Origin of the sequence: Candidatus Accumulibacter vicinus (assembly GCF_000584955.1) — a bacterium.
In the GTDB taxonomy this organism is placed as follows: Bacteria; Pseudomonadota; Gammaproteobacteria; order Burkholderiales; family Rhodocyclaceae; genus Accumulibacter; species Accumulibacter vicinus.
This window is the reverse complement of the sequence record NZ_JDSS02000037.1, coordinates 46359-58690: the sequence shown is the minus strand read 5'-3', so window position 1 is coordinate 58690 and position 12332 is coordinate 46359. Positions and strand designations below refer to the sequence as shown.

The 12332-nt window shown below is 60.7% G+C and carries 7 protein-coding genes and 4 pseudogenes; 5 read left to right on the top strand and 6 right to left on the bottom strand.

Going from position 1 to position 12332, the window contains the following annotated elements:
• Positions 1-14: 14 nt before the first annotated feature.
• Positions 15-632: a hypothetical protein gene (locus CAPSK01_RS16085; protein ID WP_034928969.1), complete on the bottom strand. Its 618-nt coding sequence runs from the start codon at positions 630-632 to the stop codon at positions 15-17.
• A gap of 139 nt (positions 633-771) precedes the next feature.
• Positions 772-1002 (bottom strand): annotated as a pseudogene (locus CAPSK01_RS16080) (transposase); the annotation flags it as partial.
• 91 nt (positions 1003-1093) lie between these two features.
• Between CAPSK01_RS16080 and CAPSK01_RS23405 the strand changes: the two are divergent.
• Positions 1094-1225: pseudogene (locus tag CAPSK01_RS23405) on the top strand (cation:proton antiporter); the annotation flags it as partial.
• 694 nt (positions 1226-1919) lie between these two features.
• Here the strand turns inward: CAPSK01_RS23405 and CAPSK01_RS23400 are convergent.
• The 4 genes and pseudogenes from CAPSK01_RS23400 to CAPSK01_RS16065 form a co-directional block, all read right to left on the bottom strand.
• Positions 1920-2075, bottom strand: coding sequence for a hypothetical protein (locus CAPSK01_RS23400; protein WP_273703848.1), 156 nt, complete (start codon positions 2073-2075; stop codon positions 1920-1922).
• 145 nt (positions 2076-2220) lie between these two features.
• Positions 2221-2388: pseudogene (locus tag CAPSK01_RS23395) on the bottom strand (tyrosine-type recombinase/integrase); the annotation flags it as partial.
• Positions 2389-2434: 46 nt separating this feature from the next.
• Positions 2435-5641 (bottom strand): EAL domain-containing protein, encoded by a 3207-nt coding sequence (locus CAPSK01_RS23390; protein ID WP_273703847.1) that lies wholly within the window; start codon positions 5639-5641, stop codon positions 2435-2437.
• A gap of 418 nt (positions 5642-6059) precedes the next feature.
• Positions 6060-6528, bottom strand: a pseudogene (locus tag CAPSK01_RS16065) (SDR family oxidoreductase); the annotation flags it as partial.
• 344 nt (positions 6529-6872) lie between these two features.
• Between CAPSK01_RS16065 and CAPSK01_RS16060 the strand changes: the two are divergent.
• From CAPSK01_RS16060 to CAPSK01_RS16045, 4 genes are all read left to right on the top strand, one after another.
• Entirely contained in the window at positions 6873-9035 is a 2163-nt protein-coding gene (locus CAPSK01_RS16060) for a class I SAM-dependent DNA methyltransferase (RefSeq protein WP_034928963.1), read from the top strand.
• 301 nt (positions 9036-9336) lie between these two features.
• Entirely contained in the window at positions 9337-10590 is a 1254-nt protein-coding gene (locus CAPSK01_RS16055; RefSeq protein WP_273703846.1) for an ATP-binding protein, read from the top strand.
• Between the two features lie 98 nt (positions 10591-10688).
• Entirely contained in the window at positions 10689-11957 is a 1269-nt protein-coding gene (locus CAPSK01_RS16050) for a restriction endonuclease subunit S (protein WP_273703845.1), read from the top strand.
• Between the two features lie 4 nt (positions 11958-11961).
• Positions 11962-12332 (top strand): ATP-binding protein (locus CAPSK01_RS16045; protein WP_034928960.1); only part of this gene is annotated, 371 nt, incomplete at its 3' end.

Below are 12332 nucleotides of genomic sequence, written 5' to 3'. Positions count from 1 at the left end.
AATTAATCAATGACTTACCTCAAGGGCTCCGGGAAGGTCCGCCTGACATACGGCCACAACCCGCGTGGCACCCCCAGCGCCAGATCCAGCAAGCGCGATCGCATGCCTGCACGAATCGGCGAGAAGTTGCTGCGGGTATCTCCGATACTTCTCGCCAAATACCATGCCAGGAGCAACATTTCCACCGCCAGTACCATGCCGGCGACGGCGCCGATCAGTCTGGCGTCATGCCAACCTCCGCTGCCGCCCTGCCGATTCATTTCCGCCAGGGCTTCCAGGAAAGCTGCTTGCATGGTGAACAGCGGCTCGATGACATAGCCGGGCTGCGCCCGTTGCCACGCATTCCACCCGATCGAGAGCCCGGCCAGGGCCAACCCGACACACAGAATGATTGCAACACGCCGGTTACCGAGATCCGACAGCAGCCACAACAGCCCCAGCCCAAACGCCGACAGTGCGAGACCATTGACCGCGATTTCCCAGCTCACGGGCGGCCACAGCCCTGCAGCAAGAAATGAGCAGCCACCCAGGACGGCTGCGCGAGCCCATATCAGCGCGACAATGCTATGGTCATGCACCCGGGCGGCAGCCGCGACGTCGACATACTCCGGATTGGTTTTCGCAGGGGGCATTTGCATTACCTCCATCAGGTGATCTATCAGTCGCTGCACCGCCGGAGCGAGCGGCTTGAAAGCCGGCCTGGGCTTAGGAACAGAAAGGGTAGAGTAGAGGACAAGCTTTCGCCTGCCCTCTACTCTACCCTTTCCGCTTCATCTTGGCGTGCAGTTTCGTCAGGTCCGGGTCACTGCTCGCGGGACTGTTGGCGTCACCAAAAACCTGGACCGCACGTTCCGTCAGTTGCCGCTTCCAGTCCGTGATCTGATTCGGGGGAATGTCGTACTGCTGCGCCAGCTCCGCTAGCGTCTTGTCGCTCTTCAGCGCCGCCAGCGCCACTTGCGCCTTGAATGCCGGTGTGTGGTTCCGCCTCGTCCTTCTTGTCATGCTCTTGCTCCTGGGGTGGATGCTTCCGCAGCCGTTCGTTGGGGCAAGGCTACCACTTATCCCCCTGTCCGAATTTCCGGGGGCCGCTCACTGGCATGTGGCGCTGGTCTGGCTGACCGTCTGCGCCTTCGGTGCCGACTGGTCGGGACTGCACTTCATGGTCGGCGCCTTCCTCGCGGGCGCGATCATGGACACCGAGTGGTTCGATCAGGAATCCGATGATGTCCGTATTTACCACGTCCCACCCCGTCGCACGCGTAAGTGCGGTATCCACCCGCAGATCATTGGGGCTCGTACACAAAACTGCCGCCGCGCCGCAAGATTGATTGGCAGGATTGAGCGTGAAGAAGTCCGAATTGAAGAGATTGGTCCACGCGCCTAGGACCGTCGTATCGACGCTCAGATAAGCGTCGGATAAACCTGCCGCTGTAAAGATCGTATTCGTCTGACTGCTCAAATCGGCTCCCGCCATGAAGTTGAAACGCGCGAGGAAAGTACAACCCAGCGTGTTGGGCGCGCAAGTGAACCCAAGGTAGGCACTTTCGGGGGTCCCGCTGTAGCTGCCGCCAGCACCGCGCTTTACCAGGTCGGTGGCCACAAGCGGTGCGGTGATGTTCTGATTGTTGGTGGTCCAGTAGTAGAGATCGAGGTTGCCACCGGTGGCGGTGTCCGGGGGGCCGCCGGCATTGTTCAGAATTTGATAGAAAGTCCCGAGGATCTGTTGGCCGCCGTTTTGCCCATCTGAAAATATCGTGGCTCCGCCGCCAGCGATGTCGGAGCCCGTCGGAGGGAGAACCGCGCCGCGCTCGATCGAGGTGATTCCGACGATTCCCCAGTTGCCTGTAGGAGGGCCGATCACCGCAGCTGGATTAACCGAGTTGTTGATATCGTTGTTCTTGCTGAATTGCTCCTGGGTGCTAAATCGAAGATAGATTGGACCCGCCGGCAATGAGATTGGGACGGCAAGCGCAGTCGCGTTCAGCAATGCCCCGGCCGTAAATATCGCTGCGGTTCGCTTTTTCATGGGTCACATCCTCGATGTGGTTTGTTTTCGGCGATGGTAAATCAATCATCTCCCCTGCTCGGGAACCTCCCCAGGGTAAGCCACCGTTACCACCGCAACAGCAGCACTGTACGAGGAGGGCGCTACACTTTCCACCATAGGTCACAAGGAGTATAGGCATTTCAAATACCATTTTTAAAGTCCAAGCGGCATGTTCAGAATGAAATTGGCCGTATTCCTAGCCATTTAACACTTCCGAGGTATCGGACGGTGCTTTCCAGCTTGGCGTGACCAAGCAGCAGTTGAACGGCCCGCAGATTCTTGGTGCGCTTGTAGGTCAGGGTCGCTTTGGTTCGCCGCATCGAGTGCGAGTGGTTGGACGAAACCGAGCCACCCCCCCGTGTTGCCATTGACATCGTGAATGACCGCTTACACTTCCCTTGCAGTCGCTCCGGTCTGCTGCGAAAACTCCCCCAGAGGCATTGGCCGACCATACAGATAGCCTTGGTAAGCCGAACAGCCATTGGCGGCAAGGAATTCACGCTGGGCCTCCGTTTCAACTCCCTCGGCGATCACGGCCAGACCCATGCTTTGCGCCAGGGCCACGATGGTTCGAGCAATGGCGGCGTCGTTGGGATCCGTCAGCACATCCCTGACGAAGGACTGGTCAATCTTGAGTTGGTCGAGCGGCAGGCGTTTCAGATAAGACAGCGAAGAATAGCCCGTGCCGAAGTCGTCCAGCGAGAAGCCGATGCCTTTGGCTTTCAGCACGGTCATCTTGCTGATGATGTCTTCCACATCATCCAGCAGCAGGCTCTCGGTCAGTTCCAGTTTGAGTTTCTGCGGGTTAACTCCGGTGCTGTCGATTATCGCCAGTACCTGACCCACGAAATCGACATGGCGGAACTGGCGGGCGCTGACATTGACCGCCACGGTGAGATGAGATATCTCCGGCACGGTTTCCCAGGACACCAGTTGGGCGCATGCGGTTTCAAGTACCCAATGACCGATGGGAATGATCAGTCCCGTTGCCTCGGCCTGGGGAATGAACTCGCCTGGGGATACCAGACCGCGCCGGGGATGCTGCCAGCGCACCAGCGCCTCGGCCCCCGTCCGGTTTCCGGCGCTGTCCACCTGGGGTTGGTAGTAAAGGCAGAACTGACCCTCCCGCACCGCCTCGCGCAGATCGCTATCCAGGGTGGCGCGGGCAGCGACGATTGCCTGCATCTCCGGATCGAAGAAGCGCAGCGAGTTGCGGCCACCGGCCTTGGCCTGATACATGGCCGTGTCGGCGTGTTTCATCAACTCATCGGCCGAGAGGGAGTGGCCTCGAAACAGAGTGATGCCAATGCTCGATGTGCAGTGATAGCTACACGTGTTCTTCAAACCCTCTCGAAGAGTCAGATCGAGCAAGTAAGGCTGGCTAACGACGTGCAGAATCTTCTCGGCAACACTTTCTGCCTGCGTGGCGGCGAGCGCGTCTTCGCTCAGATCCTCGAGTATCACCACGAACTCGTCGCCCCCGTGACGCGCGACGGTATCGCCTTCTCGAACCGATGCCTGCAGGCGGCGCGCCACCTCCACCAGAAACTGGTCGCCGACGTCATGCCCCAGCGTATCGTTGAGGGTCTTGAAATCATCCATGTCCAGCAGCATCAAGGCGCCATGGCGATTGCGTCGGGTGCTGCTGGCCAGAGCCTGTTCCAGCCGGTCACGCAGGAGTCGCCGGTTGGGCAGGTCGGTGAGCGGATCGTAGAAGGCCAAGCGTTCGATCTTGTCGGCGGACGCTTTGCGCTCGCTGATGTCGGCGTTGGTGCCAACCAGGCGCAAAGGCTTGCCGCTGGCGTCGCGGCTAACCACCATGCCGCGGCCAAGCGTCCATAGCCAACTGCCATCCTTGCACATCATGCGAAACTCAATCGCAGCCGAGGGTGTTTTGCCGTCGATATGGGCCTGGATTGCCGCCATCACCTTGGGCATGTCCTCCGGGTGGACACGGCTCGACCATTCGGAGGAGTTATTCCCAATCTCACCCTCCGCAAAGCCGAGCATTTCTTTCCATCGTCTGGAATACACCGCGTCACCCGTCTGGATGTTCCAATCCCAAACGCCTTCACCTGCCCCTTCGAGTGCAAACTTCCAGCGCTCTTCGCTTTCCAGCAATGCCGCCTCGGCCCTCGTGCGATCGGTAATGTCGGTCAGGATGCAGTGGGTTTGGCAGAAATTGCCTTCGCTGTCATAGCCAATTCGACCGTTGACCTCAACCAGCCGACTGCTACCGTCCTTGCGTCTGATGTCGAAGACCGGACCATCCACCCTACCTCTTGATAGAAATTGAGAAAACTCCCGACCGAGGGTCTTGAGCGAACGCTCGTCGAGGAAATCACCGATGAAACGTCCGATTACCTCGTCATGCGTGAAGCCGAACAACTTCAGCCAGGCGTTGTTAACTTGCAGAATGTTCCCCGCCGCATCAAGAGACTGATAGGCCAGTGGTGCCTTTTCATACAGATTGCGAAAACGTTCCTCGCTTTCCTTCAGAGCGTCTTCACGCTGGCCCAGGGTTAGCAGCTGGCGATTGAAGCCGCCGATCAAGTCGCCGACTTCGTCCTGGCGCGTGATCGGCAAGGCTTTGAGCGGCAGGGCTGCAGCCGACTGGGCGGCCAATGTCCGAGCGGTCGCCAGCATCGGTGCCAGTTGGCGTCTCAGCATCCACCAAGTCAGGCTACCGGCCAGCAGCGTAAGGAGAAAGGTACTCAACAGCATGCGCTTTTGCATGTCGAGAATCGGGGCAAAGGCTTCCGCGGTGGGCAGGAAAGCCGCAAGGTACCAGCCTGCTGCGGGAATGCCCTTGGCCGAGGACAGCACCTCCACACCCTGTGGATTGACGACGACACCGGACCCCTCGTAGCCTTGAATGAAGCGGTCAACCAGCCAATTGACACCGGGTGGAGGGAGCGTTTCCATGATGCGACTCTTGTCAGTCGCAGTGATAACCAACCGGTATTCACGCGCCACCATCAAATAGCCGCCGGTCTTGCCGTAGGTGCTTTCGGTGATCTTGTCCAGAAAGCCCGGCATCCCAAGGTTCACCACGCCCGCCATAGCGCCAATCACCTTGCCTTGGTGACCACGAATTGGCACGGTGATGCCGAAAACTGGCGCCCGCAGTTTCTTGCCCATGACCGGTCGGCTGATGGTCGATCTGCCCTTCTGCAACGCCGTCGCCACGGCATCGATGTCCAGATAATTGACGCCAATCCGTCCAGCCGCGGGAAGACTGTCGGCAATCGCGGTACCGTCTGTCCGGTAGGTGATGACGCCGCCGTTGAAGAGGGTCTGAAGAACTGGGCGGTCTTCGAGGAATCGCTGCATGGTCGCCGCGTCGCCCAGCATGGCCGGGGTCAGTCTTTCGACAACTTTTTCCAGCGCACTCAAGCGGTCGCCCAACTCCTGATTGATGGCGGCGGCGAGTACGGAAACGATCGAATACTGCTGTTCGCCCAGCAGGCGCTCCATATCCTCGCGTAGCACCTGGCTGGTGTAGAACGCCAGCGCCCAGAGGCTGATGACGAAAATGGAAAGCGTGAACAGGGTCACCCGGGTCTTGAGCGAGCGCTGTAGCAGAGCAATCATGTCACGTGTCTTTGTCGTCGATGCATCGGCAACGATAGGAAATCCAAGGAGCCGTCAAGAGGCATGGCTGACGCATTATGTCGTAGTCAGTCGCCAATGTCGCGCCCGCATGAGCCGCGAATTGCGGAAAACGCCCAGTATCGCCCACCAGGGATTGCTCGTGATCCGGCACTTGGCCGCCTCCTGGGGCAGTGGCCTTGGCTCCCAGTCATCGATGATCCATTGGCCGTAATGGACACAGGAGCGGCCCCTCAGAACGGCGCATTGCGGACCTTCAAGCACGGAGACTCGTACGGCCGGATTGGCCGACAAGCGGTCAATCTCAGGGGTGCCTCGACCTTGTCTCTTGAACGAAATTTCGCGGGCAGAGAGTACAGAGAGTGCACTCCGCGTCCGCCTCTGACCTCGGATTTCCTCTTCAGGAGAAGCTCCAGATCAGAGCGCCGTTGATCGAGATCATCTGGCCGGAGATGTCGGCGGCCTGCTCGGACGCCAGGAAACCGACGAGATCGGCGACTTCCTCAGGCTTGCCGGCGCGCTGCATCCGCGCCAGCGTCCTGATCGTTGCGGCGTTGAAACTCCCGTCGACCATCCCGGTGGCGATGATCCCCGGCGCCACAGCGTTGACCGTGATGCCGCGACTGGCCACTTCCAGGGCCAGCGACTTGCTCGCCGCATGCAGCGTGCCCTCGCATCGCGTCGGCATGGATGCGGGCGTTGTTGATCAGGATCTGGATGGGGGCGGCGGCGAGGAGGTCGGCCAGCGCCGTCGCCGCAGGCTCGCGTTCGGTGACGTCGAAAACGACTGCTTCCACGTCGTCGCCGCTGGCGACGATTTCACCGACGACCGCCTCGGCCTTCTCGCGGCTATGGTTGGCTTGCACGATGAAGCGTCGGTTGGTCGGCGGCAAGCTGCTCGGAGCGCACCTCGCTGGCTGGCTACTCAACTGGGCGCCGGGCGAGGCGAGCATCATCGGCTGTCTGATCTTCGGCCAAAGCTGACTCATGGTGACCACAAGCAGACTGTCCGCCATGCGCGCCGGACAAGACATTCGGAACGAACAAGCGCTACGTCTCCCGCACCCAAAAGCAGCCCCTGAAATGCTACCCTTCGCTTCATCTTGTCAGGCAGTGTTCATGCATACCGGAAAGTCAAATCGTTGTGATCATCACGGGCAATAAATCGGGCAATGGCAATGCCAATTGACTCCTCACATCTCAGAAGCAAGCCATGAGCGCCACCGCCAACTTTCAACAACTCGCCAACTTCATCTGGTCCGTCGCCGATCTGCTGCGCGGCCCCTACCGCCCACCACAATACGAGCGCGTGATGCTGCCGCTGACGGTGCTGCGCCGCTTCGACGCCGTGCTGGCGCCCAGCAAGGCGGCCGTTCTCAAGCGCCATGCCGAACTGAGCAGCAAGGGCATCCCCAATATCGACGCCATCCTCAACAACCTGGCCAAGGATGAAGACGGCACCGCGCTGGGCTTTCACAACCACAGCCAACTCGACTTCCAGAAGCTCAAGGGCGATCCGGACAACATCGGTCGCCACCTGGCCGACTACATCGCCGGTTTTTCCGAGAACATCCGCAAGATCTTCGAACGCTTCGAGTTCGACAAGGAGATCGAGAAGCTCGAAGAATCCAATCGTCTGTATCAAGTGGTCGCCCAGTTCGCCGAGATCGACCTGCACCCGCGCAAGGTCGACAACATCACCATGGGTCTGGTGTTCGAAGACCTGATCCGGCGCTTCAACGAAGCGGCCAACGAAACGGCGGGCGATCACTTCACCCCACGTGAAGTGATCCAGCTCATGGTCAACCTGCTGCTGGAGCCCGATACCAGCGTGCTCACGCAGGCCGGGGTCATCGTCACCATCTGCGATCCGGCTTGCGGCACGGGCGGCATGCTGGCGGAGGCGCAGAACTGGATTCGCGCCCACAACGAACAGGCCACGGTCAAGGTCTTCGGGCAGGACTACAACCCGCGCTCCTATGCCGTGGCCGCCTCCGACCTCTTGATCAAGGGCCACAAGGACGGCCAGGTGGTGCTGGGCAATACCCTCACCGACGACCCGTTTCCGGAGCACCGCTTCGACTACCTGCTGGCCAACCCGCCCTTCGGCGTGGATTGGAAGGCGGAAAGGAAGGTCATCGACCGCTGGCCCAACTTCCGCGGCTACAGCGGCAAGCTGCCGCGCATCAACGACGGTGCCCTGCTGTTCCTGCTCTACATGATGAGCAAGTTCCAGGACTATAGGGCGGGCGATCGCGACAAGCCGGGCTCGCGTGCTGCCATCGTCTTCAACGGCTCGCCCCTGTTTACCGGTAGCGCCGGCAGCGGCGAAAGCGAGATCCGCCGCTGGATCATCGAGCGCGACCAGCTCGAAGCCATCGTCGCCCTGCCCGAGCAGATGTTCTACAACACCGGCATCGGAACCTTCATCTGGGTGGTCACCAACCGCAAGGCTGCCCACCGCAAGGGCAAGATCCAGCTCATCGACGCCCGTGAGCGCTACACGCCGATGAAGCGCAGCCTGGGCGACAAGCGACGCTATCTCGACCAGGCTGCGCTCGACGCCGTTACCCGCGAACACGGTGCTTGTGCAGACAGCAAGACCAGCCGCGTGTTCGACAACACCGACTTCGGCTATCGCCGCATCACCGTGCTGCGCCCGCTGCGCCTGCGCTTCCAGATCACCGACGAGGCCCGCGAGCGCTTCCTCAACACCTGCCCCGAGCTGTTCGATGCCCTGCAGGCCGTGCAGGACCAATTCGGCACCGAAACGCTGCTGGACTGGAACCGCGTGTGGGACGTTGTGCAGCAGGTGTTCAGGACCCTGCCCGATGACGTGGAAGGCTGGGCCAAGGGCGCCAAGGGCGCGGCGCAGAAGAAGATCTACCGCGACTGCTTCACCACGGTGGACCCCGAAGCCGCGCCGGTGATCGCCAAGCACCACAAGATCGAGCCGCTGGACAGCGCCGCTCTGTTCCCCAGCCAGACCCTGCCCGCCGACATCACCAACGATGATCTCCATGCCCTGTTGGGCCTCCATAAACTTCCCTCACCCCGCGCGCGAGGGGCTCGGGGTGAGGGCGTCTGCATCGAGTACGAACCCGACCCGGCGCTGAAGGATACCGAGAGCGTCCCGCTGAAAGAGGACATCGTCAGCTACGTGCTGCGCGAGGTGCGCCCCTACGTGGCCGATGCCTGGATCGACCGCGAAACATTGGATGAGCAGGACGGTGGCATCGGCAAGGTGGGCTACGAGATCAACTTCAACCGCGTGTTCTTCCAGTACCAGCCGCCGCGCCCGTTGCACGAGATCGATGCCGAACTGGCTGCAGTGGAAAAGCGCATCCTCTGCCTGCTCAGCGAGGTAACGCAGTGACCGCGCAGGAACTGCTCGAACGTCTCAACCTGCTGGACGAGAACGAGCGCATCGAGGCCAAGCGCGCCGACGAGATCGGCAAGTCGCTGCTCGAAAATCAGCACTGCAGCGAAGACGACCTGATCGCGCTCTACCAAGGGCGACACACGAGAGCTTCGATGCCGGTCTGGTGCCGGACGGCAGGCTCGACGACTACTCCTCCGAAGCCCTCGCCGACTGCCGTCAGTCCCGCCGCGACACCAACCCCGATGCCGAAGAGCTGCGCTGAAGGGATGAGGAACTGCTGCAGGCGCTCGGCTGCGTGCGGCTCAACGAGCACGGGAAATGGCAGCCCACCGTTGCCGGGCTGGTCCTGTTCGGCAAGCCGGTCGCCTTGCGCCGCACGTTCCCGATGACGCGCGTTGACTACATCCGCGTTCCCGGCCGCGAGTGGGTGCCAGACCCCGAGCGGCGCTTCGACAGTCTGGAACTGCGCGACCCCTTGTTCCGGCTCATCCGCCGCGTGCAGGCCGCCATCCTCGACGACCTGCCCAAGGCGTTCGGCCTCGCCGAAGGCGACCTGCAGCGCAAGGACAGCCCCATCGTGCCGCAACGCGTGATCCGCGAAGCCGTCGTCAATGCGCTGATGCACCGCAGCTACCGCAGCCATGCGCCGGTACAGATCATCCGCTACAGCAATCGTCTGGAAATCCGCAACCCCGGCTTTTCGCTCAAATCACCCGACCACCTGGGCGAACCTGGGTCGCTACCGCGCAACCCCAAGCTCGCCGCCGCGCTCTACGACACCCGCTTTGCCGAAACCAAGGGCAGTGGCGTGCGCGTCATGCGCGAGATGTGCGAGAAGGCCGGGCTGGCGCCACCGCTGTTCGAATCCGACCGCGGGCAGGATCAGTTCGTCGTTCGCCTGTTCTATCACTTTCTGGGCCCGGACGATCTGGCCTGGATGGCGCGCTTCAAGAATCTTCACCTGTCCGAGGCCGAGGCCCGCGCGCTCGTCGTCGCCCGCGAAGTCGGCGCCATCGACAACGCCACCTGGCGCGACACCAACAAGGTGGACACCCTGACCGCCAGCCAGTCGCTGAAAAAGTTGCGCGACGCCGGTCTGCTCCAGCAAAAGGGTCGTGGCTCGGCCACCTGGTACCAGCCCACCGGCAAGATGCTGGGTGACGATGACAGCTTGTCTGGTAATCCCGTCAGCTTATCTAGTAAGCTCGACGGCTTATCTAGTAACCCCCTGGGCTTGTCTAGTAACCCCGACCCATTGGCCGACCCTGCGCGGCGTGGGTTGCTCAACGAGTTGTCTGGCGAACTGGCCGCCCAGGTGGGCGCCATCGGCCAGCGCCGTCCGCCCGAGGAAGTGCGCGATCTGGTCGTCGCACTCTGTCAGCACCGGGAATGCCGTGCCGAAGAACTGGCATTGCTGGCCCGCAACGTAGAAACCGTCCGACAGAATTATCTACGACCGCTGTTGCGTGCCGGTCGGATCCGCATGACCCGGCCCGAGGTGCCCAACGACCCGGAACAGGCGTATCGCGCTGTAGAGGAGCGGCCATGATGCGATCGGACACCGCGGCCATGCGGCCAGCGAAGTGGCAAGATGTCGGGGCCGGACGCAGATCTGTGGATTCTGGAATCGCTGCGGGAGGTGACGGAGTGAGCGGCGCTGATCCACGCCGAGCGGGATGGGAAACCATCCCGCTACGCTATGTGTGCGAGTTGAATCCATCGGTTGCCTTTGATGGGTTTGATGAGGATGACGACCTTACCTTTCTGCCTATGGACAGGGTAAAGAGCGGGTACTTCATTCCGAATACGGACAAGTTATCGAAGTACGGTTCCTCATACACCGCCTTCGAGGATGGCGATATTGTCCTGGCGAAGGTCACGCCCTGCTTTGAAAACGGCAACATTGCGATTGCCGACGGCCTCGTAAGCGGCAAAGGATTTGGTAGCTCAGAACTCTTCGTGATTCGCCCGACCACGGCTGAGCGCAGGTTCCTTTTCTACTACTTCCAGTCTTTGACGTTTAAGCAAGCCGGGGAAGCTTCGATGACAGGCGCGGGCGGCCTCAAGCGAGTGTCACCCGATATCCTCCGCCAACATCATCTGCCTCTCCCAAGCCAAGATATTCAGCGCCTCATCGCCTCCTACCTCGACCGCGAGACCGCCCGCATCGACGGGCTGATTGCCGAGAAAGAACGCATGCTGGCGCTGCTGGAGGAAAAGCGCGCCGCTCTCATCAACCGCGTCGTTACCCGCGGCCTCGATCCCACCGCGCGGCTAAGGCCCTCCAGCCAGGAATGGCTGGGCGAGATTCCGGCGCACTGGGAGATGTCGAGGCTGAAATATCTAGGTGAAACGGTTCTCGGGCTAACGTTTAACCCCGACGATCTGGTCAACGAGGGAGAAGGCATGCTAGTCCTTCGTGCCTCAAATGTGAAGAACAGAAAAATTGTGCTGGAGGACAATATCTTCGTCCAGACCGACATACCCCAAAAACTGCGGACTAAGCCGTTCGACATTCTTATCTGCTCCCGAAGCGGCAGCAGAGCGTTGATAGGCAAGAACGCGTTAATTACTAATGAGACTAGCGATCTCACATTCGGGGCGTTCATGACAGTCTACAGAAGCAGTCTAAACCGATTCCTGTTCTGGGTATTCAATTCGACACTCTTTGAGTTTCAGGCGGGCGCCTTTGGTACTTCCACGATCAATCAGCTCACCACTGAAACCCTGGCGAATATGGAGGTCCCGACACCACCGCTTGAGGAGCGTGACGCGATCGCGGAGTTTCTAGAGCAAACTTCGATCCGGTTCGATAACACAATGTCTGCCGTTTCGCAGTCGATAGATCTTGCCAAAGAACGCCGCGCAGCGCTGATCTCCGCCGCTGTCACCGGCCAGATCCCGCTGGAGAGATGACCGGATGAAACTGGAAACCCTCTCCCTCGCGCACTGTGGCGGCTTCGAGCAGCTCGACATCGCCTTCGAGCTGGATGTGACACTGATCGCAGGCGTTAACGGGGTGGGAAAATCTACGGTGCTGCACGCGCTGGCCGTATTGTTGTCGCGGGCGCTGCCGGAGTTCACACCCTCGCGCTCGGCACCGCTTTACTTCACCGATGACGACATCTACAGCGACAAGGCCTTGCTGGAGGTCTCCGCCCGCATCCAGATCGACGGTCAGACCATCAACGCCGGAGTGCAGCGCTTGCGAGCGGCGGACGATAAGGGTGACCGCTTTATGCTGTTGCGGCAGGCGGAAGCTGCCACCGCCGCTACCGATTTCGCCCCGGC

Coding starts and splice junctions, on each gene's coding strand:
- CAPSK01_RS23400 (WP_273703848.1), bottom strand. CDS start 2,075: ATGATTGATTTACCATCGCCGAAAACAAACCACATCGAGGATGTGACC.
- CAPSK01_RS16085 (WP_034928969.1), bottom strand. CDS start 632: ATGCCCCCTGCGAAAACCAATCCGGAGTATGTCGACGTCGCGGCTGCC.
- CAPSK01_RS23390 (WP_273703847.1), bottom strand. CDS start 5,641: ATGATTGCTCTGCTACAGCGCTCGCTCAAGACCCGGGTGACCCTGTTC.
- CAPSK01_RS16060 (WP_034928963.1), top strand. CDS start 6,873: ATGAGCGCCACCGCCAACTTTCAACAACTCGCCAACTTCATCTGGTCC.